Genomic DNA, 25,996 nt, shown 5'->3' with positions numbered 1-25,996 from the left:
GGTACCGCTACCCGATCCGCCACTTCACCACGTTCCCCTGGAGACAGACCCATGCCCGCCACACCCGAGCAGACCGCACGACCACACCCGACGACAGCACTCCGCGTCGCCATCGTCGGAGCCGGACCGGCCGGCATCTACGCAGCCGACATCCTGTCGAAGGCCGGTATCGAGGTGTCCATCGACCTGTTCGAGCGACTGCCCGCGCCGTTCGGTCTCGTGCGATATGGCGTGGCGCCCGACCACCCGCGCATCAAGCAGATCATCGTCGCGCTGCACAAGATCCTCGAGCGCGGCGACATCCGCCTGCTCGCGAACGTCGACTACGGCACCGACCTCAAGCTCGAGGACCTGCGGACGTTCTACGACGCCGTGATCTTCTCGACCGGCTCGATCCGTGACGCCGCGCTGCCGATCCCGGGCATCGACCTCGACGGGTCCTACGGTGCCGCCGACTTCGTGTCCTGGTACGACGGGCACCCCGACGTGCCGCGCACGTGGCCGCTCGAAGCCCAGCACGTCGCGGTGCTCGGTGCCGGGAATGTGGCGCTCGACGTCGCGCGCATCCTGGCCAAGCACGCGGACGACCTGCTGCCGACTGAGATCCCAGCGAACGTCTACGACCAGCTCAAGGCATCACCCGTCACTGACGTGCACGTCTTCGCCCGGCGCGGCCCCGCGCAGGTCAAGTTCTCCCCGCTCGAGCTGCGCGAGCTCGGCCACGTCCCGGACGTCGACGTCATCGTCTACCCCGAGGACTTCGAGTTCGATGACGCTTCCTATGCGGCGATCCACTCGTCGAACCAGACGAAGCAGGTCGTCAAGACCCTCACGGACTGGACGCTCAAGGACCCCGACGAGCTGACCGCGAGCCGCCGGCTCCACCTGCACTTCTTGCACAAGCCCGTCGAGGTGCTCGGTCAGGACGGCAAGGCCGTGGGGCTGCGCACCGAGCGCACCGCGCTCACAGGCGACGGCAACGTCACCGGTACCGGGCAGATGCACGACTGGCCCGTCCAGGGCGTGTACCGCGCGATCGGATACTTCGGGTCCCCGCTCATCGACATCCCGTTCGATGATGTCGCGGGTGTCATCCCCAACCGCGAGGGCCGCGTGGTCGACGGCGACGGCGAGCTCGTCCCCGGCGTCTACGCCACCGGGTGGATCAAACGTGGACCTGTCGGGCTCATCGGCCACACCAAGTCGGACGCGTCCGAGACGATCAAGCACCTCGTCTCGGACGTCGACCGCTTGCAGCGAGCCGCACAGCCCGAGCCGCGGGCCGTCACGGAGCTGCTCGTCGCGCGCGGCATCGGCTACGTGGAGTGGTCCGGCTGGCGGCTCCTCGACGCCTACGAGCAGTCGCTCGGGGCGACTCAGGGCCGGGAGCGCATCAAGGTCGTCTCCCGGGAGGAGATGATCGCCGCGAGCCGAGGGCAGGCGTGAGCGTTTGCTCGGTATGAGGGAAGCGCACGGGCTCGGGCCGACACCGCTCCGAGCATCCCGAGCGAGACGCAGTGCGCCTCCAGCGCTCGGGTGATCAGCTGGGCAGGAGGACCAGGACCAGGAGTTCGTCCCGAGCCCTTCTCAGGACCGCGGCGGCCAGAGCCGCGCGTGCCGACGGTGGCACGCGCGACTCCCACCGTGCAGGTCGGTCAGACGCCGACGCCCCCCGAGCAAGGCGCTCCAGGCTCCGGCGCATCCTCGCTCTCCAGGTAGCGCACCAGGAACGGCTCGAGCCGGTCGTCCAGCGCGGAGTCGACCTCGAGCTGCACCCCCCAGGCGGTGGCAACGACCGGAGCCGCGAGATCGGTGTACGGCGTGACGAGAAGGTACGGGTTCTTCTCCGCCAGGTCCCGCAGGCGATCCCTGTCGGTGGCGCTGACGTCGTCGCGGTAGGTGACCCATACGGCTCCGTGCTCGAGGGAGTGCACCGCGTTCTCGTCGCGCACCGGCTCGGTGTAGTACCCGCAGTTCTGCGGGATCTGGTCGTGGTCGCCGCCGATCGGCGGGAGGACGCCGCGGTCATCGTCCGCCGGCGTCTCGCTCTGGTAGTCGACCTCGCCGGGCACGTGTCCCGATTCCGCCACGTCTACCTGCTGCTCGCCCGCGATGGGGCGGGCGGCCACGTCCGCGACCTCGGCATCACGACGTGCCTCACCGGCGATGACGAACGTCGTCGGCGCCGCGACAGCCAGGACCACGATGGAGCTGACGACGACCCAGCGACGCGTCCGACGTCGCTCCGCGGCACGTTGCTCGGCCTGGATGAGGGCGAGACGAGCCGCCCGGTCCTCGCGCGTGCTCGTGCGCTTGCTTGCTGCGCTCACTGCTTCCTCCTTCGTCCGACGACGACGTCCACGGGCGCGGCGCCGTCGGGGGGCAGCACGCGGATCAGCGCTCACGCCCACGAACGTCCCGCTGCCGGAGACGAGGCTGCCGTGGCGTGCGCGCGTGGGAATCAGTACGCGATCCGAGACTGCCCGGCGCATCTCGAAGAACGATCAACTTCGCGTCAAGGTCCGATGAAGAGCGCGGGACCGATGACGGGTGGCGCCGCCACCGATCACGTCCGCAGCCGTCGCAGCTCGGCGGTGAGCTGGGGCAGCACCGTGAAGAGATCCCCCACTACCCCGAAGTCGGCGAGCTCGAAGATCGGTGCCTCCGGATCGGTGTTGATCGCGACGATGGTGCCAGCCGACTGCATGCCGCTGCGGTGGTGGACCGCTCCGGAGATTCCGGCCCCGATGTAGAGGGCGGGTGCTACCGCCACCCCGGTCTGGCCGATCTGCGTCTCGGTCCCGATCCACCCCTCGTCCGTTGCGACACGCGTCGAGCCGACCGCACCGCCGAGAGCCACGGCGAGCTCACGCAGCGCGCTGAAGTCACCATCGGTCCCGCGTCCTCCAGCCACGACAACGCGCGCGCTCGCCAGGTCGGGACCGTACGAGGAGGGGTGCGCGATGCGTTCGAGGACGCGCACCCCGCGCAGGTCGACGGAGTTCTCGGGCCGGCGCGGGCGAACCTCGGGGAAGAGAGCCTCCTGGACGGCGTCGGGGGCGACGGCACCGGGCCGGAGCGTGATCACGGCTCGTGGGTGACCCACGTCGATACGCACGGCCCACGTCGCAGCAAACGCGTGCACCGTGGCCTCGACCCTTGCGTCCTGTTCGTGTCGCACGCCGACCGCATCGACGACGAGGCCGCTTCCCAGGACGAATGCCGCTCGCGCCGCGGCCTCCTTGTGCTGGGCCGTCGAGGACAGCAGGACCGTGCTCACCGCGCCGCTCTCCGCGACGTCCACCAGGTCGTGGGCGAGGACCGCCGACAGTTCCGCGTCGGGGTCCACGGCCGCGATGTGGTGGACGACCTCGGCGCCGTACTCCCCGAGCGAGCGGATCGCGCGCCCGTCTGGAGCAGCGCCGCGCCACAGGGCGTGCACACGCCCGAGGGATCGCGCGACGGTGAGAAGCTCGAGGGTGGGGCCGGCGACGACCCCGTCCCGGTGGTCGACGAGGACCAGGACAGGACCTGCGTGGGTCCGATCGTTCAGTGCCATACCGGTGCTCCTTCAGGCGAGGTTGTTGTCGACGAGGTAGGCGGCCAGGCGTATCCCGGCGTCCCCGGAGTCCGTGATGAGTACCCGGTTCTCCCGCTTCGGGCGTGCGACCGCGTCGACCACGCGGGTCCTGGCCGCAGCCGAACCGACCCGACTGGGCTCGATGGCCAGATCTGCGATCGTCCAGTGGGTCACTGGCGTCCTTCGAGCTGCTGCGATGCCCTTGAAGCTCGGGTAACGCGGTTCGTTCGCGCGATCGGTGACGCTGACGACGGCGGGCAGCGGTGCCTCGAGCACCTCACGCGCATCGTCCAGCTCCCGTTCGATGCGCACCAGGCCGTGTGCGACCGTGACCTTGGCAGCCAGCGTGAGCTCGGCGATGTGGAGCTCGGCGGCCAGCAGAGTCGGCACAACGGACGTCAGGCTGTCGAGGGACGCCATCCCGGTGACGACCAGGTCTACCGGAGCGTCCTGACCGATCTTGCGGATCGCTGCGGCCAGCACGTGCGCGGTCGCGAACGCGTCGGAGCCGGCAAGCGCGTCGTCGACCACGTGCACACCCTGGGTGGCGCCGATCTGCAGCCCCCGCCGTACCGCGCCCTCCGCCGCGGGCGGGCCCATCGTCAGGACGACGACCTGTCCGCCAACCTCCTCGGCGACCACCAGCGCCGCCTCGAGGGCGTACTCGTCGAGCTCGTTGAGCGTGCCGTCGTCCTGCGTCCGGTCGACGTGGCCGTCCGCACCGAACTGCCGGTCTGCCTGGACGTCAGGTACGTGCTTGACGCACACCACGATCCTCATCATCGACTCCTCATGTCGGAGGGAGCCGCGCCAGGCGAGTAGAGCTCGCTTCTCGGGCGCATGCTCGAGCGAGATGAAAGTAAGCCCACCCCGGACCGTCAGAGGCCTGTGGGCTCATTCTTGACGGCAACTTCAGGAAACCTTCATCAGGGCATTCCTTGACGCGTCGCACGCTGCGCCGAAGGTCCTATGCGCAGGCTCACGGGCACAGCCATGCTCCGACGGTGAGGCTCACCGTTGCGTCCACCGGTGTGATGCCCGCACTCGACGCGGATGCCACGCGTGGGATCGTCGCTCTGAGGCGCGATGGTCCCGATGGTCCCGGCGGCACGTACCGCACGTGCTTCTAGTGGACCCGACCGGGAACTTCATCGAGCGTTGACCGTTCCTCCATGGGGATTGCTGCTCGCCCCGCGGATCCTGGGCGCATGGATTCCGCCACGAAAGAGCTGGTCATCGCACCCGAACCCGTCGCAACGGGGCGCCGGTCCGGCGCACGCACCCTGTGGACGGCTCTGAACGGCGCCCTCGGCGCGGTCTTTGGTGCGGCGCCGCACGTCCTGCACCACGTGGGGCCGCTGGTGGGCACGGCACTGGTTGCGGGAGCGGGTGGGACGATCCTGTTCGGAGCACTCGGCCTGGCGTTGTCAGTTCCCTTCCTGATCCGGTTGCGCAGGCACTTCTCGAGTTGGTGGGCGCCAGCGGTCGCGCTGCTCGTGTTCACCGGGATGTTCGCGCTGTCGACCTTCGTCATCGGTCCTCGCCTGTCCGGAACTGACACGCCGGCGCCGGACGTCTCCCCGACGGAGCACGCGAACCACCACGAAACGGCGCTGGGCTGAGCAGGACTCCTGCGGAATCCGCGCTGTCCCAGGTGCCTCGTGCACGCTGACTGTTCGGCGCTGAAACACGACACCTGCCGCCCTGGTCGTCTCTTGATCGAACCTTCCGGGAAGATCCGGGAGACCTTGACGGCCGGACGAGATGCTGTGTACCTGCCCGGACACGGGCGGAGGAGTGCACTCTCCTTCCGGATCACTCGAGGAGCAGTCTCGCAATGCAGCCCGTCCTCTTCACCGTGCTCGGCGTGGAAGTCCAGACCTATGGCGTGAGCAAGGTGCTGGCTGCGCTGCTCGCCGCGTACCTGCTTGGACGTGCATTCACAGCTCGGGGCCTGAAACGCGAATCGGCTTACGATCTCGTGATGTCCGCCACGTTCTGGGGGTTCATCGGCGCGAAGGTGTACTACCTGTTCGAGCAGCTTCCGACGGTGAGCCTGCACGACTTCGGTGGGATGGGGTTCACGTGGTACGGCGGGTTGCTCGGAGGTGTCGCAGCGGCGCTCGTCGTGATCCGGCGCCACCGTCTCCCGCTCGAAGTCGTCGCCGGCGCGACGGCAGTTCCCTTGACGCTCGCGTACGGCGTGGGGCGCCTCGGGTGCCTGCTCTCGGGTGACGGCACGTACGGGGAGCCCTCGAGCCTGCCGTGGGCGATGACGTTCCCGGACGGGGCGGTACCCACTGACGTCCCCGTCCACCCCACACCGGCCTACGAGGCGATCGCTGCCGTGCTCATCGCGTGGGGACTGTGGGCACTGGGTAGACACGCGACAGGACAGACGGTCTTCGGTGCCTACCTGGCGCTGTCCGGTGTGGCCCGTCTGCTCGTGGAGGAGCTGCGCACCAACGACGCCGTCGTCGCCGGTCTCACGCAACCTCAGCTGTGGTCCTTGCTGAGTGTCGCGGTCGGGATCGTCCTGGTCGTCCGCTCCCGAACCACCCTGGCGCCGATCACGCCCACGCCGGATCCTGTCGGAGCGGGTCTTGTCCCACGGGAGCCGTGACGCCCGGTACGGGCCCTGACGTGCCTGCTCGACCCCACCAGCCGTCGGCCGGTCGCCATCTCCCCTGGCGACCGGCCGGCTTTCTGCCTTGTCTGTGCGCTTCATCGAGGCTTCATGCCGAGTCGATCGGGAGTTGATGCTGCGCGGCCATGCTGGTCACGGCACCACCTGGTGCCCGGGCTTGGGAGCAGACATGGGCGCGTGATACGCCAGCGGCGGAGTCGCAGGTTGGGTCATGATCGCGTGCGTTGTCGCCGTTCTCGGCGTGTCCGTGTGGGCGGTGACTCGACTCTTTCCCGGAGTCGCTCAGGACGACAGGGCCGCCTCGACGCACGGTTCCTCGCCGGCGACCTCGACGCGGACACCGATAGACGTCTGATCAGCAACCTCGGTGAGGGTTCCCGCGGGTCGCGGGCGCCCTAGGACGCGCGGGCCTCGGCACCGACGAGATCACGTCATAGGCAGGAGGGCAGGAGAAGCGCCCGTGGCGTTCACTCGCCCGCACCCAGGCGATACCCGACGCCGCGCACGGTGCGGACGAAGCGTTGCCGCTCAGCGTTGTCACCGAGCTTCTGGCGGACGTGCAGGACGTGCACGTCCACGAGGTGCTCGTCGCCGACCCATGCAGGACCCCACACGATGTCGATCAGTGCCCGACGGGTGAAGACCATCTCGGGGCGGGATGCCAGCGCGGACAGCACGTCGAACTCGGTCCGGGTGAGCGGGGCCAGCTGACCGTCGACCGTGACCTCTCGTCCGACCGGATCGAGGGTCAGCTCGCCGATGCTGATGACCGTCTCTGGGGCCGAGGGTCGGGTGGTGACCTCGGCTCGCCGTGGCCGCCGGAGCAGCACCTCGATCCGGGCCATGAGCTCACGCGGGCTGAGCGGCTTGGTCATGTAGTCATCTGCCCCCACGGAGAGGCCGATGAGCGTGTCGACCCCCTCGGCCCTGGCGGTCAGCATGAGCACGTAGCAGTCGGAGAACGTGCGCAGCCCGCGGCAAACCTCGATGCCGTCGAGCCCGGGGAGCCCCAGGTCCAGCACGACGACGTCCGGATCCACCTGGCGGATCAGCTCCACCGCCTGTGCACCGTCGAAGCACAACTGCACCTCGAACCCGTCTCGCTCGAGGTACCCGGCGACGAGGAGTGCGAGGGCTTGCTCATCGTCGACGACGACGGCACGTCGCGTGGAGGCGCTGGGCCTCGACAGGGTGCTCACGCACCCATTGTGGTGTCGTCACAGCACACCGCCAGGACATTCATGGAACGTTGACGGAAAAGCGACCGACCCTGCAGGAATGCACAGCGAGGCTCAGGGTGCCAGTTCAGGACACGTCAGGAGATCACCGTGCGTCCCGAGATCGTCCCGCCAGTCGTCACCGTCGTGCACGCCCCTGCCTGCCACTTCTGCCTCGACGCTGAGGAGGCCCTTGGCGAGCTCGCCGTCGAGCACCGCATCGAGGTGCGCCCCGTGGACATCGACTCGGCGGAGGGAAGGACGCTCGTGGCGCTGCACCGCCCGGCGATGAGCCCGCTCGTCCTGCTGGACGGCGCGTTCTTCAGCTCCGGCCGGCTGCCGCGCAAGAAGCTCGCCCGGGCGTTGCAGGCCCGCACCGGTGCGACGACTACTGGGGCGGTGTGAGATGGGTTCCGAGCTGCTGACCACCGGGAGCATCCTGGCGGCGTTCCTCGCCGGAGGCGTCGCCCTGTTCGCCCCGTGCTGCATCGTGTTCCTCGCACCGAGCTACCTGGCGGGGGCCATCAAGAACAGCCGCTGGCGCCTGCTGCCGCTCACGTTCGTGTTCGCCGCCGGGCTGGCACTGGTCCTGGTGCCCATCACGCTCGGCATGGGTCTGATCGCCGGCGCGATCGCTCAGTACCACGCGCCGCTGTACTACGCCGGCGGCGTGCTGATGCTCGCACTGGCCGGGCTCGCACTGTCCGGGCGGATGTGGTCGCTGCCGTCGTTCCTCCGCGCACCGGACACCACCGCCGGCGACACGGCGAGCTTCTTCGCGCTCGGGGTGTTCTCCGGCATCGCGTCGAGCTGTTGCGCACCCGTGCTCGCCGGGGTGATGACGCTCTCGGTCCTTTCCGGATCACCCGGCGGTGGACTGCTCCTGGGCCTCGCGTACGTCTTCGGGATGGTCTTCCCGCTCTTCGTGATGGCACTGGTCTGGGACAAGGCCCGCCTGCGGGAGAAGAAGCTCCTGCGCGCCAAGCTGGTGCGCATCCGCGTCGCCGGGCGAACGCTCGTCACGAACACCGTCAACATTGCGGTGGCGGTCGGCTTCGCCGTGATGGGTGGCTTCGTCATCGGCCTGGCAGGAAGCACCGAGATGACCGGTGGCTCCGCCGTCCAGGACTCCGCGAGCCGCGTCCTGACCGACGTCTTCGGGAACGTCCAGCAGTGGCTGTCCCCAGTCCCCGAACCGCTCCTAGGGCTCGGGCTCCTCGCCGTGGCCGCGGTGTTCGTCTGGGCGACGCTCTCCGAGCGCCGACGCACAGCGACGCCGGACCCGCTCGCGACGGCGGACACGCTGCCGGACGCACCCACCTGCCACACCGCACCGACTGAGGAGAGGACCCACTGATGACCTCCGCCAGCGCCACACGGCGCCTGCAGCACGATCGTCAGCTCGCGCTGCAGGAGATCCGGCAGCAGCAAGCCGGCGCACGCCGACGTCAGGTCCGCAGCTGGACCATCTGGGGCATCTCGCTCCTCGCGATCCTCGGCGTGGTGGTGGCGGCTCTCCTCAGCGCCCGGCCGGTCGAGTCGAGCACGGAACGCACCGCCCCTGGCTTCACGCTCCCGGTCTCGGACGGCACCACGGTCTCCCTGTCGGACTTCGCGGGTTCCCCCGTGGTGCTCTACTTCAACGAGGGCGCAGGCTGCGACTCGTGCCTCGTCCAGATGCAGAAGATCGAGCAGCACCCCGGGTTCGCGGAGGCCGGCATCACCGTCCTGCCGATCGTGATGAACACCGCCGAGCAGATCAACGCCGACCGCCTGCGCCTCGGCGTGGAGGCACCCTTCCTCCTCGACGACGGAACCGTCTCCGAGGCCTACGGCGTCCTGGGGACAGGGATGCACGAGGGCTTGCCGGGCCACGGCTTCGTCCTCATCGACCCCGATGGCACACAGACCTGGTTCGGGGACTACCCGTCCATGTGGCTCGACCCCGCCGACCTGCTGAAGGAGGTCACGAGCCGACTCTGACGCTGCGAACCCCCTTCACCGACACGCATCACCCCTACCGGAAACGGAGCTTCACCATGACCTGCTGCAAGGACACGACACCTGCCGACGTCACGACGACCTCGCCTACCGCTGACACCACGACCGACGGCTGCTGCGGCGGTGCGTCGAAGGCCGTGCAGGAAGCTCCGGGAGCCTGCTGCACGAGCACACACGCAGCCTAGGTCTCACCCCACACCGGGCTACCGCACCACCCATCCACCAGGAGACCCATGAAGAACCGCGCACGACGCCAGATCGTCGCCACCGTTGCGGCCGCCGCACTGACTCTCAGCATCGCGGCCTGCTCGACCGGGAACGGTGCAGACCCGAGCCCCACAGGTCAGAAGACGGTGGCCAACGCCGAGGCGTCGGCCGGCGAGTCCACGCACAACGACTCCGACACGACGTTCGCGCAGATGATGATCGTGCACCACGACGGCGCGATCGAGATGGCGCAGCTCGCGGCGGGGAAGGCCGCGACGCCGGAGGTCCAGGATCTCGGTGAGCGCATCGCGGCAGCGCAGGGTCCGGAGATCGAGCTGATGGCCGGATGGCTCGAGTCGTGGGGCGAGGAGCCTGTCGCCGACGGGATGGACGGCATGGACGGGATGGACCATGGCGGCATGGACATGGAGGGCATGAACCACGAAGACGTCATGTCCGAGCTCAGCTCGTTGTCCGGCACCGAGTTCGACACGCGGTTCCTCGAGCTCATGATCGACCACCACCGGGGCGCCATCGAGATGGCCGAGACCGAGCAGGCGGACGGGGACAACCCTGACGCGCTGGAGCTCGCTCAGAAGATCGTCGACGACCAGACCGCCGAGATCAGCACCATGGAGACCCTCCTGGCGCAGCTCTGACGAGCAGCGGACGCATCCCTCGGACCGCCCGTCACTGACGGGGCGAGTCCGAGGGATGCGTCCGTCGTGTGTCCGGCCTCGTCCCAGCCTCTTCTGCTGACGTCGCTGGGACTCGGGGCGCACGTTGCACCGGTGCGCCACACCCGGGCATGAACAATGACCCCTGGTCGCCGGCATGCCACGCGGACGGACGAGCCACCCGAGAGCACCGGAGGGATTGACCGATCCGTGCCGGGACCGATCCGTGCTCAGAGCCGATCGTATTCAGCTGCGGACAAGGCGCGCGATGGCCTCGTTGGCCTCACGCAGCTTCGCCAGCTGCTCCGGACCTCCCGCCCGGGCGGCTTCCACGACGCAGTGCGCCAGGTGGTCGTCGAGCAGCCCGAGCGCCACCGCCTGCAGCGCCCGACTGGCCGCCGAGACCTGGGTCAGGACGTCGATGCAGTACGTGTCCTCCTCGACCATTCGCGCGATGCCCCGGACCTGACCTTCCACCCGGCGCAGGCGTGCGAGCTGCTGGTCTTTCGAAGTGCCGTGCCGTGTCATCGTTCGCCCCCCTCGATCTCCCGTGTGCTTCCAACCCCGCTTCCCGATCGGGCACGGACGTGGACGTGAGTCGCGCCCGAGACGGTCCGGAGTCGGGTGAGGTGGCTTCAGACCGACGCGACCGCGTCGACCGGACGCCGGTCAACGCCTGTCGTCCGCGCCGCCCCGTCGAGCGAGACGGCGCGGAAGCTGCGCAGGCGCAGGCTGTTCGTCACCACGAAGACCGACGAGAACGCCATCGCGGCGCCCGCGATCAGCGGGTTGAGCAAGCCAGAGACCGCGAGGGGGATCGCCGCGACGTTGTACGCGAAGGCCCAGAAGAGGTTGCCCTTGATCGTGGACAGCGTCCGCCGGGACAGGCGGACGGCGTCGACGGCCGCTCGCAGGTCGCCGCGGACCAGGGTCAGGTCGCTCGCCTCGATCGCGACGTCGGTGCCGGTCCCCATCGCGATGCCCAGATCCGACTGGGCGAGGGCGGCGGCGTCGTTGACACCGTCGCCGACCATCGCCACGACCCGGCCGGCGTCCTGCAGCTCGCGCACGACCCGGACCTTGTCCGCCGGCATGACCTCGGCGACGACGTCGTCGATCCCGACCTCGGCGCCGATCGCGCGTGCCGCCCGCGCGTTGTCGCCCGTCAGCAGCACCGGTCGCAGGCCCAACGCCCGCAGCTCGGCGACCGCCTGCCGCGATGTTGGCTTCACGGTGTCCGCGACGACCAGCAGCCCGCGCAGTGCGCCGTCCCAGCCGACGGCCACGACCGTGCGCCCGGCCGACTCCGCCACCTCGAGTCCGGCCCGCAGGTCGGCGTCGAGGTGCTGAGCCCACTCGTCGGCCATCCACGACACTCGTCCGGCCGCGACCGTGTGCCCGTCGACGATGCCGGAGACCCCGAGCCCCTGGCTGTTGGAGAACTGCTGGACGGCTGGCAGGGCGACGTCCAGCTCGTGCCGCGCTCCGGCCGTGATGGCGCGCGCGATGGGGTGCTCGGAGGCGTCCTCCAGCGCTCCGGCGAGGCGCAGCACCTCTTCCCGCGCGTGACCGGCGGCGGGCAGGACCTCGACGAGCTGCATCTGCCCGCTCGTGACGGTCCCGGTCTTGTCCAGCACGACGGTGTCGACCTGGCGAGTCGACTCCAGCACCTCGGGCCCCTTGATCAGAATGCCGAGCTGAGCCCCTCGGCCGGTGCCCACCATGAGGGCGGTCGGCGTCGCCAGACCGAGCGCGCACGGGCACGCGATGATGAGGACCGCAACGGCAGCGGTGAACGCCGCCTCGGCGCCCGCCCCGGCCCCGAGCCAGAACCCCAGCGTGGCGACCGCGAGAGCGATGACGATCGGCACGAAGACGGCCGAGATCCGGTCCGCGAGTCGCTGGACGGGGGCCTTCCCGGTCTGCGCCTCCTCGACAAGGCGAGCCATCTGCGCGAGCTGGGTGTCGGTACCGACGCGGGTGGCACGCACGAGCAGCCGACCGCCGGCGTTCACCGTGGCCCCGACCACGGGGTCACCCGGGCCCACCTCCACGGGCACCGGCTCACCGGTGAGCATCGACGCGTCGACGGCCGACGCACCGTCCACGACCACGCCGTCAGTCGCGATCTTCTCCCCGGGGCGGACGAGGAACTCGTCACCGACACTCAGGTCCTGCACCGGGATCAGCACCTCGGTGCCGTCGCGCAGCACCGCGACGTCCTTGGCGCCGAGCTCCATCAGCGCCCGGAGCGCTGCACCGGAGCGCTTCTGGGCGCGCGCCTCGAAGTAGCGCCCGAGGAGGATGAACACCGTGACCGCCGCGGCCACCTCGAGGTAGATCTCGTGACCGCCGCCGCCGCGGTCGGGGACGATGTCGAACGCCATGCGCATGCCAGGACGGCCCGCCGCCCCGAAGAAGAGGGCGTAGAGCGACCATCCGAAGGCCGCCAGGACGCCGACACTGATGAGCGTGTCCATCGTTGCGGCGGCGTGACGGGCGTTCGCCCACGCCGCGCGGTGGAACGGCCACGCGCCCCACGCCACGACGGGTGCCGCGAGAGTCAGGGAGAGCCACTGCCAGTTGTCGAACTGCAGCGGCTCGACCATCGACAGCGCCAAGACGGGCGCGGTGAGCACCGCGGACAGCACGAGCCGGTGTCGCAGCGCCGCGGTCTCGTCGTCGCGGGAGGGCGCCGCGGCGTCGGAAGCGGCAGCGGGCTGCGAGCGTGCCGACGGACGCAGCCGAGCGGTGTACCCGGTCGCCTCCACCACAGCGACGGCGTCGGCGAGGGACGTGCCCTCGGGGAGCGTGACCTTCGCCTTCTCCGTCGCGTAGTTGACGCTTGCCTCGACGCCGGGCATGCGGTTGAGCCGCTTCTCGATCCGCGCGGCGCAGGAGGAGCAGGTCATCCCGCCGATCTCCAGCTCGATGGCCTCGGTCACGGGCTGTCTCCGTTCTGATGGGTCACTCGTGGTCGGCCGGCATGTCGCCGGTCTGGTTCACGGTGGACGACGGTTCGTCGATGCCGATCGGCCCCACGGCGGCCCCGACGCCGAAGCCGGCGCCGAGGGCCGCGGCGAGCGCGAGGCCGAAGCCCGCGAGCCGTCCGGCATCGTTCATGCCGACTCGCCCACCAGGTCGTACCCCGCCTCGTCGACGGCCGCGCGGACGTCGTCCAGCGGCAGCGGTGCGCTGCTGCTGACCGTCACTCGGGACGCGCCGCCCTGCACCAGGGCGACGTCGACGTCGTCCACGCCAGCCAGCTTGCTGACCTCCGCGGTGACGGACGAGACGCAGTGGCCGCAGGTCATCCCGATGACCTCGTACGTGGTGGTGCTCATGTGTCGTGCTCCTTCGCTCGTGTGCTGTGTGCTGATGGATTTCGTCGTACCCCGGCGGGGCTCGGTCGGGCCGGGTCGACGACCCTGGGTCCGGAGGAGCCCGGCGCCGGTCTACGCGCCGAGCGCGGCCCTACGCGCTGTGGTGGTGGTCCACGCGCCCGTCCGTGTCCTCGCGTGGGCGCATGCCCGTCTCGCTGCCACCATGACCGCCGCGCCCGGAGTGCGGGCCGAACATCATCGCGACCATCATGAGCGGGCAGGCGAGCAGCACTGCGTAGCGCAGAGCGTCGCCGACCGAGTTCCCGAGGAGCAGCAGGACGCCGAACAGTGCTGCAGCCGTCAGCGCCATCCACTTCAGATGCCCGAAACCGCTGTGGTTCATGGTCTCCACTCCTTCGCTTCCGTCGTACGTGAGCTGTCTGCTCCCCACCGGCGCCACGACCAGATGGCTGCGGCTCCGCCTGCGCCCAGCGTGCTCGGTGAGGTGCCCAGGTTCGGCTCAGACCGAGTCAAGAACCGCTGAAGAATCAGCAGACCTCATCTCGGCAAGCCGAGGCGCCGACCAGCGAGGTCATCGGAACGCCAACCGGGCGCCTCAGTGCGGCTCGGCCCGCACGGCGACTCCCGAGCCATCCCGGAGGGGATCGTGGCGAGCACCGCCTGCCACCTGGGGCGATGGCAGCTTGAGCCGCTTGAGCAGGAGCGCGTTGGCGGCCACGATGACCGATGAACCGGACATGGAGAGCGCCGCCAGCTCCGGGCTCAGGCTCACCCCGAACTGCGGGTAGAACACCCCGGCGGCGACCGGGAGAGCCAGCGCGTTGTACCCGATCGCCCAGCCGAGGTTCTGCCGCATCTTGCGCAGCGTCCCCTTGCCGATGCGGAGCGCGACCGGGACGTCGAGGGGATCCGATCGCATCAGGACGATGTCTGCTGTCTCGATGGCGACGTCCGTCCCCGCCCCGATCGCGATCCCGATGTCCGCTCGCGCCAGAGCCGGCGCGTCGTTGACGCCGTCGCCCACCATCGCCACGCGCCTGCCCGACGCCTGGAGCTCGGCGACCCTCGCGGCCTTGTCTCCAGGCAGCACCTCGGCGATCACCGTGTCGATGCCGAGCTGGTCGGCGATGCGCCGCGCCGTCGCCTCGTTGTCCCCGGTCAGCATGACCACCTGGATGCCGGAGCCGCGCATCGCCGCCACAGCCGCGGACGAGGTGTCACGTGCCGCGTCGGCCAGGGCGACGACACCCGCCGCACGGCCGTCGACCGCCACGACGACCGCCGTACGCCCGGAAGCCGCCAGCTCGTCCCGTCGGGCCGCCAGGTTGCCCAGCTCGACGCCCTCGTCGGCCATCAGTCGGCGGTTCCCGACCAGGACCCGCCGGCCGTCGACCGTCGCCGTCGCGCCGCGTCCGGGCACGTTACGGAAACCGGTCGCCGTCAGCACGGGCGCGCCGGCCGACGTCGCGTGGCTCACGATCGCGCGCGCCAGCGGGTGCTCTGACTCGCGCTCCACCGCACTGACCAGGGCGAGCAGATCGACGTCGTCGATCCCGTCGACGATCACGTCGGTGACGGCGGGCTCGCCCTTGGTCAGCGTGCCCGTCTTGTCCATCACCACCGTGTCGATCCGGGCGGACGCCTCGAGCGCCGACGCGTTCTTGAACAGGACGCCCCTCTTCGCGCCCAGACCAGTGCCCACCATGATCGCCGTCGGCGTCGCGAGCCCCAGGGCGTCGGGGCACGTGATCACGACCACGGTGATCGCGAACAGCATCGCGGTGGGCACGCTCGCGCCGGCAGCGAGCCAGACGAGGAACGTGCCGGTCCCCCCGACGAGCGCCACGAGAACCAGCCAGAACGCCGCGCGGTCGGCGAGCCTCTGACCCGGTGCCTTCGAGTTCTGCGCGTCCTGGACCATCTTGACGATCTGGGCCAGGGCGGTGTCGGCCCCGACCCTCGCCGCCCGAACTCGCAGCGTCCCCGTCGTGTTGATCGAGGCGCCGATGACCTCGGAGCCCGGCGACTTCGCGACCGGCATGCTCTCGCCTGTCACCATCGACTCGTCCACCTCGGACTCGCCGTCCTCCACGATGGCGTCCACAGGGATCTTGGCTCCTGGTCGGACCAGCAGGAGGTCGCCGACGACGACCTGCGACGTCGGGACCTCGGTCTCCACCCCGTCACGCAGTACGACCGCCTTGGCGGGCGCAAGCTCGAGGAGGGTGCGGACCGCGTCGTTGGCGCCGCCGCGGGCGCGCATCTCGACCCAGTGCCCGAGCAGGACGAAGGTGGTCAGCACCGTCGCGGCCTCGTAGAACACGTCGCCGCCACCGCTGAGCGTCACGGCGACGCTGTAGACCCACCCCGTGCCGACCCCGACAGCGACAAGGACCATCATGTCGAGGGTCCTGGCGCGCAGTGCGCGGGCGGCACCGTCGAAGAAGATCCAGGCGGAGTAGAAGATCACCGGCAGCGACAGTGCGAGCGCCAGGACGTCGTCCCGGAGCCCGAACGGGGTGGGCGCCGTGAAGCCCAGCACCTCGCGGCCGATCGGTGACCACAGGGTGATCGGGATCGACAGGAGCAGCGCGAGCAGGAACCGGTTGCGCATGTCGCGGGCCATGTCCTCCATCGACCCACCGCCGTGGTGACCGCCGTGGCCCATCGCGTCGTGCGGCGACACCCCGCTGGAGGGACGGTCGTGCGCGGATTTGCCGTGCCCACCGCTCGGGTGCTCCGGATGGCCGGGGTCGTGCGCGTCGTCCGGGCCGTGGGGAGCTTGTCCCGCGTGACCCGCGTGCGGGTCGTGCAGTGCTCGCGTGGTCGGGGCGCCGCGGCCGTCGACAGTCGAGGCACCGTGCCGGTCGACGGTCACCGGCTCCGACATGGGATCGCAGACGTGGTCTGGCACGGACTGGCCGGCGCAGTGGTACCCGCAGTCGCGGACCCAGCCGGTGAGCTGAGCCACCGACGTGAGTGCAGGGTCGTACGTCACGCTCGCCGTCTGCGACACCGCGTTCGCGTTGACCTCCACGACCCCCGGACGGTGAGCGAGCGCTTTCTCCACCACCGCCTCGGACGTCGCCCAGTGCAGGCCTCGAACGTCGAGCACCGTGCTCTGACTTGCCATGTCGAACCTCCTTCACACGTCGCGTGCGGCGGCACCGAGCCGCCTCGTCGTTCTCGTTCTGTGGTCGGTACGGACCGACGCTCGCGGAGCCGTTCCTCGTGTCTAGCCGCTCCCGCCCCATCCGGGATACCCCAGGGGGGTATCTAGAACGTACTCCCTCGCAGCGAGCCCGCCGATGAAGATCCGGTCAAGGTGCGGGGTTGCCTGGACCCAGATCGCCGTTCTCGCTGGTACCGATCTGCGACTGCACGGTCGCCACGGTCACCCTCGGGGCGAGGTCAAGTCCCTGGGCGCGGTGTAGCCGTTCGGCGTGATCCTGTTCCTGTTCAGGCGGACAGGGCCAAGGACTGTTCCTGAGGGTCGGCGTCGGTGGTGGTGATGAGGTTCAGTCGTGCGCGGTGCAGGACGTCCAGGGCGAGGTAGCGCCTTCCTTCGGTCCATTCGTCGTGCTGTTCGGCCAGGACCGCGCCGACCAGGCGGGTCACTGCGTCGCGGTCGGGGAAGATGCGGACGACGCCGGTGCGTCGGCGGATCTCCCCGTTCAGGCGTTCCTGGGGGTTGTTCGACCAGATCTGCCGCCAGATCTCCTTGGGGAAGGTCGTGAACGCGAGCAGGTCGTCTCGGGCCGCGTCGAGGCGCTCGGCGACGGCCGGCAACGGCCCGGTGACCTGGTCCAGGAGCTCGTCGAACTGGGCGTGCACCGAGGCGGCGTCGGGCTGGTCATAGACCGAGTGGAGCAGCCTCCCCGGTGTCAGCAGCGAGCACGAGCAGGCAAGTACGACCCGATGGACGCAGTCGCCGCCGCGCGCACTGCTCTGGCAACGGACAGTGGTCTCCTGCTCAGCCCCAGCGCCGATGGCCAGCGCTCCACGCTGCAGGTGCTGCTGGCCGCGGGCAGGACGCTGGACCGGCGACGGACGGCGGACCGCAACGCCTTGACCGCACTGGTGCGAGTGGACGGGCTCGGCATCGACGCCCGCAAGGCGTTGACCGACGCCCAGATCCGCACCCTCGCCGCCTGACGCGCCCGGAATGAGTGTCGTCAAGTGAAGTGGCCCCCGCCGTCGTCACGGTGCTGGCCCCACCGTGGGGGGGTGTGCGAGACGTGAGTGAGGAGTCGGTGGTCGCGCTGGTGGGTCGTTAGGCGCAGCAGCTGGTTGGGATGTTGGTGCGGAAGAGTCCGGCGGCAAGGCGCAGCGCTTCGCTCATCGTGAGGTAGGGCGCCCAGGTGTCGGCGATGTCGTCGATGGTGAGGCCGAACTTGATGGCGTAGGTGGCGGCGAGCATGAGTTCCCCGGCGCCGTCGAGTGCGGCGTGGACGCCGAGGATCTGGCGGGTGTGGGCGTCGGTGACGAGCTTCAGGACGCCTCGTGGGTCTTGGTTGACCAGGGCGCGGGGGATGTCCTGAGCTGTGAGGACCCGGCAGTCGCAGGTGTGCCCGAGTTCGAGGGCGCGCTGTTCAGTGAGTCCGGCCGAGGCGAGCTGCGGGGTGGTGAAGACGACGCCGGGAAGGCCGCGGTAGTCGACCGCGGTGGGGTCGCCGAGGGCGCCAGCGGCCGCCGCGTGTCCGGTCCGCGCGGCGACGTAGACGTACTGAGGTGCTCCGGTGACGTCGCCGGCGGCGTAGATGCGCGGGTTGGTGGTGCGCTGGTGGGTGTCGACGACGATGAAGCCGCGGGCGTCCGTCGCGACGCCGGCGTCGTCGAGGCCGAGGCCGGTGGTGTCGGCCGCCCGGCCGGTCGCGACCAGCAGCCGTTCGCCGTTCGCCGTTCGGCCGCTGGCGGTGTGCACGAGGACTGTGTCGTCGGCCCCGCGCTCGACGGCGACGGCGTGCTCCTCGAGGAGCTGGATGCCGTCGGTGAGGAACGCGGCGCGCAGCACGTCGGCGACCTCGGGTTCGGTGTGCGGTGCGACTCGGCCGATCAGGGTCACGTGCACTCCGAGGTGGGACCACAGCTGCGCCTGCTCGAGCCCGACGTAGCCGCCGCCGATGACGACCATCGACGCGGGCAGCTGCTGCTGCTCCATCGCGGTGGTCGAGGTGAGGTAGGCGACGTCGTGCAGTCCGGGCAGGTCCGGCAGGTGCGGCGCGGCGCCCGTGGCGATGACGTAGGCCGCCGCCCGGACCGGCTCGTCCTCGACGTGCAGCGTCGCCTCGTCGACGAACCGTGCGTGCCCGTGCCGGATCGGGAAGCCGTGCGCGGCGGCGACGTCCTCGTACTTGGCTTGCCGCAGCCCGTCGATCAGGTCCTGCTTGCGCCCCATCAGCGCGGGCACGTCGACCTCGCCGGCGGTGGTGGGGACCATCGGGAAGGGGTTGGCCAGGGCGCGGTGGCGCTGCCCGGCGGCGGCGAGCAGGTTCTTGCTCGGGATGCACCCGATGTTCAGGCACGTCCCGCCGAGCGGGCCGTGCTCGACGAGCAGGACGCGCTTGCCGCGCGAGCGGGCTTCGATACCGGCGGCCATCGCCGCTGCCCCGGTGCCGACCACGACCAGGTCCCAGGTGTTCTCGTCCATGCCGGGGACGGTAGAGGTTCCAGTGCGGGGGAAGGTCAAGGCGTAGGGTCGGTGAGGTGAGGATCGGGGAGGTGGCCGAGCGCGCCGGCCTGACCACGAAGGCGCTGCGGTTCTACGAGCAGGCCGGGGTCCTGCCTGTGCCCGCCCGGGCGGCCTCCGGATACCGGGACTACGACCAGGGCGTGCTCACGCGGCTGGGGTTCGTTCGCGCCGCTCAGGCTGCCGGGCTCACCCTTGCTGAGATCCGCACGATCATCGAGGTCCGAGAGAGCGAGGGCCCACCGTGCGAGCACGTCACCGCCCTGCTTGACCGGCATGCTGCCGCGCTCGACGTGCGCATCGCCGAGCTCGAGGCGACCCGCACGGAGGTTCGGCGGCTGCGGGACCGCGCCGCCACCCTGGACCCGGCAGCCTGCGGCGAGGACGGCGTCTGCCAGGTCCTACCGACCGGCGCACCCGTCAGCGGCGCGACGCCCGCCGCCACGCCCACAGTGCGCACGGCCGGCAGATGAAGACCCCCGGTGTCGACCCCAGCTCCGCCAACCGGCTCCGCTGACGCCCACAACAACCACACGTTGGAGCCGGTTGCGACACGCCTCGGACCTCGCTGCTCGTTTCCTGCACAGCCTCACACAAGCAGGCTTCGCCCCCGGGTCTGTCAGATGAACGGTGGGCGGGGGTCGGCCTGACACGCCGGGCTATGGCTTGGCGGGGAAGCAGGCGGCATGAACGACACGATCGAGCCCGTGAAGCTCGATGAGGATGAGAACACGCAGATCGCCCGGACGATGGTCGCCCAGGCGCGGGCGTCCGGGCTGGACCTGGTCGGCCCGGACGGGCTGCTCGCGGGTTTGACCAAGCAGGTCCTCGAGCTGGCCCTCGAGGAAGAGCTGACCGACCACCTCGGGTATCGACCGGGTGAGCGGGAGGGCAAGTCAGGTTCGAACGAGCGCAACGGGAGCCGCTCGAAGACCGTGATCACCGAGATCGGCCCGGTGCAGATCGACGTGCCGCGTGACCGTGAGGGCACCTTCGAGCCGGCGATCGTCAAGAAGCGCCAACGCCGGTTGGAGGGCGTCGACGAGCTCGTGCTCTCACTGACGGCGCGGGGGCTGACGACCGGGGAGATCTCGGCGCACTTCGCCGAGGTCTACGGCACCCAGGTCTCCAAGGACACGATCAGCCGGATCACCGAGAAGGTCACCGCGGAGATGGCCGAGTGGCAGACCCGCCCCCTGGACGTGGTCTATCCGGTGATCTTCATCGACGCGATCGTGGTCAAGGTCCGCGACGGCGCGGTGACGAACAAGCCGTTCTACGTCGTGATCGGCGTGACCACCCGCGGGGAGCGCGACATCCTGGGGATCTGGGCCGGGGACGGCGGGGAGGGAGCGAAGTACTGGTTGAACGTGCTCACCGAGATCAAGAATCGCGGCGTCACGGACGTGTGCATAGCGGTCTGCGACGGCCTCAAGGGGCTGCCGGAGGCGATCACCACGGTCTGGGAGCTGACCCAGGTGCAGACCTGCGTGATCCACCTGATCCGCAACACGTTCCGCTACGCCGCCCGCCAGGACTGGGACGCCGTGGCCCGCGACCTCAAGCCGATCTACACCGCGGTCAACGCCGAGCAGGCGAGCGCGCGGATGGACGACTTCGCCGACAAGTGGGCCGGCAAGTACCCGGCGGCGGTCAAGCTGGTGGCGCACCGCCTGGCCCGAGTTCGTCCCGTTCCTGGACTACGACGTGGAGATCCGCAAGATCATCTGCACGACCAACGCGATCGAGAGTCTGAACGCGCGCTACCGGCGAGCAGTCCGGGCCCGGGGGCACTTCCCGAACGACGCCGCGGCCCTGAAGTGCCTCTACCTGGTGACCCGAGCGCTGGACCCCACCGGACGGGGCCGGGCACGATGGGTCATCCGATGGAAGGCCGCCCTCAACGCGTTCGCCATCACCTTCGACGGGCGCATCAACCCCTCGAACCTCTGAAGAACGCCGGGCCCCGCCCACCGTTCATCTGACACTCCCGACCCTCGCTGGCGGACGCTGCGCATCTGCGCAGACACGCCCGGGCGTGTGCAGTCTTCCAGGCGGGCAGTCGTGCAGAATTCGGTCACCGTCGACACCAGGTCTGTCGAGTTGTCGAGATGCAAGATAGTTTGAGATTGAGGCGCGGATACTTTAAGTACGTTCGGCGTCAAGTTCGCTACCTGCCACTGCAGCCCCGACGGCGTTAGTGGAAGAGCCGGCACAGGCCGGCGGGCCCGCCACGCCCTGCACCCAGCCCCCACCCGCACAGCCACGGACCACACCCACCCGAAGTGGACCGGTGGATCAGGGCTCAGATGCGCCTGGAACCGAGCCGGCCCGGGGCCGCGTCCGGCGAGCGAACCGGCGCCCGGCGAACCGCCCCGCGAAGGCGGGTGCTCGTTCATGATGTCTCTTCCCGTGCCGCGGGTCCCAGCAGGGCTCAGCGGGTGACGAGCGGCTCGAGGATCTCGCGCACCTGGGCGGCGGTCGGCACCCGCCCGTACAGGACGACCTCGCCGTCGACGACCAGGCCCGGCGTGCTCATCACGCCGTAGCCGGCGATCGCCGCGTAGTCGGTGACCTTCTCGATCTCGACCTCGATGCCGAGGGCCTCGACGGCCTCGCGGGTCACGCGCTCGAGGGTGACGCAGTTGCGGCAGCCAGGGCCGAGGACCTTGATGTTCATGACGACCTCCAGGTAGGGGTGGGACGAACGACGGATCGGGTGGGGCCCGGACCGCTAGAAGACGATGTTGAAGACCAGACCGACGGCGATGATCGCCACGGTGACGGTGCCGAAGAACAGGGCGAGCAGCGGGGGCTTGAGCACGCGCCGCAGCAGGACGGCCTCCGGGATCGACAGTGCGACGGTGCCCATCATGAAAGCCATCACCGTCCCGGTGGCCATGCCCTTGGCCCACAGGGCCTCGGCGATCGGGATCACCCCGGCCGCGTTGGAGTACAGCGGGACGCCGACGACGGTCGCCACGACGACCGCGAACGGGTTGTCCGGCCCGGCGTAGGTGGCGAAGAACTCGGTCGGTACCCAGCCATGGACGCCCGCGCCGACGGCGACCCCGACGATGACCCACTTCCAGACCCGCCCGACGATGTCGCGGGTCTCCTCGAGGGCGGCCTCGACCCGCTCGCCGAGGGTCGGCCGGTGCCCGTCGGCGCCGAGCTTGGCGACGGGGGCGGCGAACACGAAGTCCTCGACCCACCGCTCCAGGTGCAGCCGGGAGAAGATCCAGCCCACCACGACCGCGATCCCCAGGCCGGCGCCGACGTACGCGCCGGTGAGCTGCCAGCCGAACAGGTCCGCCAGCATCACCACGGCCACCTCGTTGACCAGCGGGGAGGCGATGAGGAACGCGAACGTCACGCCCAGGGGCACCCCGGCGGCCACGAACCCGATGAACAGCGGGATCGACGAGCACGAGCAGAACGGCGTCACGGCGCCCAGCACGGCCGCCATGCCCAGGGACAGCCACAGCGGCTTGCCCTCGAGGAACGCCCGCACGCGCTCGGGACGCAGCGTGGTCCGCAGCAGCCCGATGACGAAGATCATCCCGACGAGCAGCAGCAGGATCTTGGTGACGTCGTAGAGGAAGAAGTGCACCGCGTCGACGACCCGGTGCGACAGGTCCAGGCCGAGCCAGTCGCCCATGACGGTGTCCCACGCGACCTCGTTCAGGGCGTACAGCCCGACCCACACGGTCGCGGCGGTGAGCAGCGCCGCGACGAGGCGGCCCGTCGAGCCGCCGACCACCGACCTGCTCGGCGCGGTCACGGCCGTACCGCGGCGTGCCCGGACGGCAGGGCCGCCGTCATGCGCTCCACGGCGTCGTCCGCGAGCCGGTAGTCGACCCACCGACCCCGCCGTGACGTGACCACCAGGCCCGCGTCACGCAGCACCTTCAGGTGGTAGCTGAGCAGGTTCGCCGGTATGGGCACGCGCTTCTGCAGGTCGCAGACGCAGTGCTCCCCGATTGCCAGGATGTCCAGGACGGCCCATCGGATGGGGTCCGCGACGGCCTGCAGCAACGCGACCTCGCCGGCGGTACCGGAAGGCGTCGTCATCTCGATCAGGATTGATTCAGCCATGTTTGAACCGTAGGTCTCTCCTGGTCCGTCGATGCGGGATCTTGGTCCGCTCGTCTCATCGCAGCCCGGCCTGTAGCCGATCCCTGCATCTGCGCTCCGCTGCCGTTGAGGAGCGGTTCCCAGGACCTAGTCGCGAGGAGGTTCAGCGGGCGGCGTCGAGGAGGCTCGCGGCGACGTCGTCGAGGGCTCCGGGCACGAGGGAGTAGTACGCCCATCGTCCGCGCTGCTCGCGGGTGAGCAGGCCGGCGTCGACGAGGATCTTGAGGTGGTGGCTGACGGTCGGCTGAGCGAGGCCGACGGGCTCGGTCAGGTCGCACACGCACGCCTCGCGGTCCTGGTGGGCCGCGACGATCGAGAGCAGCTGGACGCGGGTGGGGTCGCTGAGCGCCTTGAACACCCGCGCGAGCTCGCGTGCCGTCTCGGGCTCGGCCGCTGCCCGGGTCAGCGGTGCGCAGCACGTGCCGGTCGACGGCGGCGTGGCGAGCGGCAGCGGTGTGGCGGTCATGGCAGCCATCTTGCCACGCATCGACGGTTGTAGATACGTTGCTCGGCGTCACCTATCGACGTACTTCAATGCGAGGAGTGGTCATGGCCGAGGTCGTGCGTGAGGAGCTGCCGGTCGTCGTGATCGGTGCCGGGCCGGTGGGGTTGGCGGCGGCGGCGCACCTGCTGGAGCGGGGGCTGGAGCCACTGGTGCTCGAGGCCGGCGAGCGTGCGGGGGCGGCCGTGGCGTCGTGGGGGCACGTGCGGTTGTTCTCGCCGTGGCGCTATGACATCGACGCGGCCGCGCGTCGGCTGCTGGAGCCGACGGGGTGGGTCGCGCCGGACACGGACGCGCTGCCGACGGGTGCGGACCTGGTGCGCGACTACCTGGCTCCGCTGGCGGCTACGCCTGCGATCGCGGGGCGGCTGCGCACGGGTACCCGGGTGCTGGCGGTGGCGCGTGACGGTGCGGACAAGACCCGCACCCTGGGCCGGGAGCGTCGCGGGTACCGGGTGCGGACCCTGACCCCGGACGGGCAGGTGCAGGACGTGCTGGCGCGCGCGGTGATCGACGCGTCCGGCACGTACGCGACGTCGAACCCGCTGGGTGCCAGCGGCCTGCCGGCGGTCGGGGAGCGCCAGGCAGCGGCCTTCGTGACCGGGCCGCTGCCGGACGTGCTCGGTACGCAGCGCGACCGGTTCGCCGGGCGGCACACCCTCGTGGTGGGCATGGGGCACTCGGCGGCGAACACCCTGCTGAGCCTGGTGGAACTGGCCGAGTCCGCGCCGGATACGACGATCACGTGGGCGATCCGCGCAGGCTCGGCGCGGCGGCTGTTCGGCGGGGGCGCGGCCGACGAGCTGCCCGCGCGCGGGCTGCTCGGTACTCGGCTGAAGGACGCCGTGGACGCCGGCCGGCTGACGCTGGTGACCCGGGTGTCGATCGAGCAGCTCGTGCCGACCGGGGACGGCGTGCGGGTGCTGGGCCACGCGCGCGAGGAGGCGCTGGACCTGCAGGTGCACGCGATCGTGAACGCGACCGGCTTCCGTCCCGACCTGAACATGCTGCGCGAGGTGCGCCTGGACCTGGACCCGGTGGTGGAGTCCCCGGCCCGGCTGGCCGAGCTGATCGACCCGAACTTCCACTCCTGCGGAACTGTGCCCCCGCACGGGGAGGCGCTGCTGTCCCACCCGGACGACGGGTTCTACCTGGTCGGGATGAAGTCCTACGGGCGGGCCCCGACGTTCCTGCTGGCCACCGGGTACGAGCAGGTCCGCTCGATCGCCGCGGCCCTGGCCGGCGACCGCGCCGGCGCGGACGCGGTCGAGCTCGAGCTGCCCGAGACCGGGGTGTGCTCCACCGACCTCGACGCCGACGGCAGCTCGTGCTGCGGCAGCGCACCCGAGCCGCAGCTGGTCACCCTGGGGGTCGGGGCGCCGGCGAGCATCGGGTTCGCCACCGGCGTCGTGCACGGCCGCTCGGGCGACCAGCCGGCGAACGGCACCGCGTGAACGTGCAGGTGCGCGCCGCGACCAGTGGCGACGTCGCAGGGCTCGCGCGGATCTACGACCACTACGTGGCCACGTCGACCGCGACGTTCGAGCTCGACCCGCCCGGTGAGGCGGTGTGGGTGGACAAGCTCGACGCCGTGGTCGCGGCGGGGTGGCCGTTCGAGGTCGCGCTGCTGGACGGGCAGGTGGCGGGGTTCGCGTACGTCGGTCCGTGGCGGCCGCGGCCGGCGTACGCGCACACGGTCGAGGACACGATCTACCTCGATCCGGCGGCGACCGGGCGCGGTATCGGCACCCGCCTGCTCGCCTCGGTCCTGGAGCAGGCTGCGGCGGCCGGCGCCCGGGAGGTGATCGCGGTGGTCGCGGACGGGGACACCGCGGCCTCGCTGGCGCTGCACCGGCGCGCCGGGTTTGACCCGGCGGGGCGCTTGGAGCGGGTGGGTCGCAAGTTCGACCGGTGGCTGGGCACGACGCTGCTGCAGAAGACCCTGGCCGGCGGGTGAACGCCACGACGGCCCGGACGCCGCAGGGTCCGGGCCGT

At 70.4% G+C, this 25,996-nt stretch carries 26 protein-coding genes and 2 pseudogenes; 12 read left to right on the top strand and 16 right to left on the bottom strand.

Features of this window, described 5'->3' with window-relative positions:
- The first annotated feature begins 51 nt into the window (after window positions 1-51).
- The gene (locus CFLA_RS18510) at window positions 52-1,446 is read left to right on the top strand and encodes an FAD-dependent oxidoreductase (RefSeq protein WP_013118879.1); all 1,395 of its coding nucleotides are present in this window, start codon (window positions 52-54) and stop codon (window positions 1,444-1,446) included.
- Window positions 1,447-1,655: 209 nt separating this feature from the next.
- Here the strand turns inward: CFLA_RS18510 and CFLA_RS18505 are convergent, their stop codons facing one another.
- The 3 genes from CFLA_RS18505 to CFLA_RS18495 form a co-directional block, all read right to left on the bottom strand.
- The gene (locus CFLA_RS18505) at window positions 1,656-2,330 is read right to left on the bottom strand and encodes a thioredoxin-like domain-containing protein (protein ID WP_013118878.1); all 675 of its coding nucleotides are present in this window, start codon (window positions 2,328-2,330) and stop codon (window positions 1,656-1,658) included.
- Between the two features lie 236 nt (window positions 2,331-2,566).
- Window positions 2,567-3,559 (bottom strand): electron transfer flavoprotein subunit alpha/FixB family protein, encoded by a 993-nt coding sequence (locus tag CFLA_RS18500; protein ID WP_013118877.1) that lies wholly within the window; start codon window positions 3,557-3,559, stop codon window positions 2,567-2,569.
- Window positions 3,560-3,571: 12 nt separating this feature from the next.
- Complete coding sequence (locus CFLA_RS18495; RefSeq protein WP_013118876.1) at window positions 3,572-4,360, bottom strand: electron transfer flavoprotein subunit beta/FixA family protein; 789 nt, start codon at window positions 4,358-4,360, stop codon at window positions 3,572-3,574.
- 428 nt (window positions 4,361-4,788) lie between these two features.
- On the opposite strand from CFLA_RS18495, the gene CFLA_RS18490 reads away from it, so the two are divergent.
- Both CFLA_RS18490 and CFLA_RS18485 read left to right on the top strand, forming a co-directional pair.
- Entirely contained in the window at window positions 4,789-5,202 is a 414-nt protein-coding gene (locus tag CFLA_RS18490) for a hypothetical protein (protein WP_013118875.1), read from the top strand.
- Window positions 5,203-5,417: 215 nt separating this feature from the next.
- The gene (locus CFLA_RS18485) at window positions 5,418-6,203 is read left to right on the top strand and encodes a prolipoprotein diacylglyceryl transferase (RefSeq protein ID WP_013118874.1); all 786 of its coding nucleotides are present in this window, start codon (window positions 5,418-5,420) and stop codon (window positions 6,201-6,203) included.
- A gap of 491 nt (window positions 6,204-6,694) precedes the next feature.
- Here CFLA_RS18485 and CFLA_RS18480 read toward each other — a convergent pair whose 3' ends face one another.
- Window positions 6,695-7,426 (bottom strand): response regulator transcription factor, encoded by a 732-nt coding sequence (locus CFLA_RS18480; RefSeq protein ID WP_013118873.1) that lies wholly within the window; start codon window positions 7,424-7,426, stop codon window positions 6,695-6,697.
- A gap of 129 nt (window positions 7,427-7,555) precedes the next feature.
- On the opposite strand from CFLA_RS18480, the gene CFLA_RS18475 reads away from it, so the two are divergent.
- The 4 genes from CFLA_RS18475 to CFLA_RS18460 all read left to right on the top strand — a co-directional run bounded on the left by CFLA_RS18475 (window position 7,556) and on the right by CFLA_RS18460 (window position 10,311).
- Window positions 7,556-7,849 (top strand): glutaredoxin family protein, encoded by a 294-nt coding sequence (locus CFLA_RS18475; protein ID WP_013118872.1) that lies wholly within the window; start codon window positions 7,556-7,558, stop codon window positions 7,847-7,849.
- A 1-nt stretch (window position 7,850) separates the two neighbouring features.
- Window positions 7,851-8,801 carry a cytochrome c biogenesis CcdA family protein gene (locus tag CFLA_RS18470; protein WP_013118871.1) on the top strand — a complete coding sequence of 317 codons (951 nt, stop codon included), beginning with the start codon at window positions 7,851-7,853 and terminating at the stop codon, window positions 8,799-8,801.
- Window positions 8,801-9,427: a peroxiredoxin family protein gene (locus CFLA_RS18465; RefSeq protein WP_013118870.1), complete on the top strand. Its 627-nt coding sequence runs from the start codon at window positions 8,801-8,803 to the stop codon at window positions 9,425-9,427. Before CFLA_RS18470 ends, CFLA_RS18465 begins: the two co-directional genes overlap by 1 nt.
- Before the next feature lie 251 nt (window positions 9,428-9,678).
- The gene (locus tag CFLA_RS18460) at window positions 9,679-10,311 is read left to right on the top strand and encodes a DUF305 domain-containing protein (protein WP_013118869.1); all 633 of its coding nucleotides are present in this window, start codon (window positions 9,679-9,681) and stop codon (window positions 10,309-10,311) included.
- Window positions 10,312-10,575: 264 nt separating this feature from the next.
- Here CFLA_RS18460 and CFLA_RS18455 read toward each other — a convergent pair whose 3' ends face one another.
- The 7 genes and pseudogenes from CFLA_RS18455 to CFLA_RS18430 all read right to left on the bottom strand — a co-directional run.
- Window positions 10,576-10,857, bottom strand: a complete 282-nt coding sequence (locus tag CFLA_RS18455; protein ID WP_013118868.1) for a metal-sensitive transcriptional regulator — start codon at window positions 10,855-10,857, stop codon at window positions 10,576-10,578.
- Between the two features lie 107 nt (window positions 10,858-10,964).
- The gene (locus CFLA_RS18450; RefSeq protein ID WP_081449801.1) at window positions 10,965-13,241 is read right to left on the bottom strand and encodes a heavy metal translocating P-type ATPase; all 2,277 of its coding nucleotides are present in this window, start codon (window positions 13,239-13,241) and stop codon (window positions 10,965-10,967) included.
- Between the two features lie 55 nt (window positions 13,242-13,296).
- Entirely contained in the window at window positions 13,297-13,452 is a 156-nt protein-coding gene (locus CFLA_RS20635; RefSeq protein ID WP_013118866.1) for a hypothetical protein, read from the bottom strand.
- Entirely contained in the window at window positions 13,449-13,673 is a 225-nt protein-coding gene (locus tag CFLA_RS18445; RefSeq protein WP_013118865.1) for a heavy-metal-associated domain-containing protein, read from the bottom strand. The genes CFLA_RS20635 and CFLA_RS18445 overlap by 4 nt, the downstream gene beginning before the upstream one ends.
- Before the next feature lie 130 nt (window positions 13,674-13,803).
- Window positions 13,804-14,055, bottom strand: a complete 252-nt coding sequence (locus tag CFLA_RS18440; protein WP_013118864.1) for a DUF2933 domain-containing protein — start codon at window positions 14,053-14,055, stop codon at window positions 13,804-13,806.
- A gap of 213 nt (window positions 14,056-14,268) precedes the next feature.
- On the bottom strand, window positions 14,269-16,806 hold the full coding sequence (locus CFLA_RS18435) for a heavy metal translocating P-type ATPase (protein WP_013118863.1): 2,538 nt from the start codon (window positions 16,804-16,806) through the stop codon (window positions 14,269-14,271).
- A 326-nt stretch (window positions 16,807-17,132) separates the two neighbouring features.
- Window positions 17,133-17,546, bottom strand: a pseudogene (locus tag CFLA_RS18430) (IS256 family transposase); the annotation flags it as partial.
- Between the two features lie 45 nt (window positions 17,547-17,591).
- Here CFLA_RS18430 and CFLA_RS20630 point away from each other — a divergent pair.
- A complete protein-coding gene (locus CFLA_RS20630) occupies window positions 17,592-17,828 on the top strand; it encodes a hypothetical protein (protein WP_187291380.1) in 237 nt (78 codons plus the stop codon).
- Window positions 17,829-17,946: 118 nt separating this feature from the next.
- On the opposite strand, the gene merA is transcribed toward CFLA_RS20630, so the two are convergent.
- A complete protein-coding gene (merA, locus tag CFLA_RS18425) occupies window positions 17,947-19,362 on the bottom strand; it encodes a mercury(II) reductase (RefSeq protein WP_245530271.1) in 1,416 nt (471 codons plus the stop codon).
- A gap of 32 nt (window positions 19,363-19,394) precedes the next feature.
- On the opposite strand from merA, the gene CFLA_RS18420 reads away from it, so the two are divergent.
- Both CFLA_RS18420 and CFLA_RS18415 read left to right on the top strand, forming a co-directional pair.
- Window positions 19,395-19,835 (top strand): MerR family DNA-binding protein, encoded by a 441-nt coding sequence (locus CFLA_RS18420; protein ID WP_013118861.1) that lies wholly within the window; start codon window positions 19,395-19,397, stop codon window positions 19,833-19,835.
- Window positions 19,836-20,048: 213 nt separating this feature from the next.
- Window positions 20,049-21,315: pseudogene (locus CFLA_RS18415) on the top strand (IS256 family transposase).
- A gap of 481 nt (window positions 21,316-21,796) precedes the next feature.
- Here CFLA_RS18415 and CFLA_RS18410 read toward each other — a convergent pair.
- From CFLA_RS18410 to CFLA_RS18395, 4 genes are all read right to left on the bottom strand, one after another.
- Window positions 21,797-22,042, bottom strand: a complete 246-nt coding sequence (locus CFLA_RS18410) for a thioredoxin family protein (protein WP_013118859.1) — start codon at window positions 22,040-22,042, stop codon at window positions 21,797-21,799.
- A 54-nt stretch (window positions 22,043-22,096) separates the two neighbouring features.
- Window positions 22,097-23,146 carry a permease gene (locus CFLA_RS18405; RefSeq protein WP_013118858.1) on the bottom strand — a complete coding sequence of 350 codons (1,050 nt, stop codon included), beginning with the start codon at window positions 23,144-23,146 and terminating at the stop codon, window positions 22,097-22,099.
- Window positions 23,143-23,460 (bottom strand): ArsR/SmtB family transcription factor, encoded by a 318-nt coding sequence (locus tag CFLA_RS18400; RefSeq protein ID WP_013118857.1) that lies wholly within the window; start codon window positions 23,458-23,460, stop codon window positions 23,143-23,145. The genes CFLA_RS18405 and CFLA_RS18400 overlap by 4 nt, the downstream gene beginning before the upstream one ends.
- Window positions 23,461-23,602: 142 nt before the next feature.
- Window positions 23,603-23,986, bottom strand: a complete 384-nt coding sequence (locus CFLA_RS18395; protein ID WP_013118856.1) for an ArsR/SmtB family transcription factor — start codon at window positions 23,984-23,986, stop codon at window positions 23,603-23,605.
- A 62-nt stretch (window positions 23,987-24,048) separates the two neighbouring features.
- Here CFLA_RS18395 and CFLA_RS18390 point away from each other — a divergent pair, with 62 nt between their 5' ends.
- Entirely contained in the window at window positions 24,049-25,455 is a 1,407-nt protein-coding gene (locus CFLA_RS18390) for an FAD-dependent oxidoreductase (RefSeq protein WP_013118855.1), read from the top strand.
- Window positions 25,452-25,958, top strand: coding sequence for a GNAT family N-acetyltransferase (locus CFLA_RS18385; RefSeq protein WP_013118854.1), 507 nt, complete (start codon window positions 25,452-25,454; stop codon window positions 25,956-25,958). Before CFLA_RS18390 ends, CFLA_RS18385 begins: the two co-directional genes overlap by 4 nt.
- Window positions 25,959-25,996 lie beyond the last annotated feature (38 nt).

Source organism: Cellulomonas flavigena DSM 20109 (genome assembly GCF_000092865.1).
Taxonomy (GTDB): domain Bacteria; phylum Actinomycetota; class Actinomycetes; order Actinomycetales; family Cellulomonadaceae; genus Cellulomonas; species Cellulomonas flavigena.
Note: the sequence above shows the minus strand (reverse complement) of the source record. Positions and strands in the feature narration are given on the sequence as shown.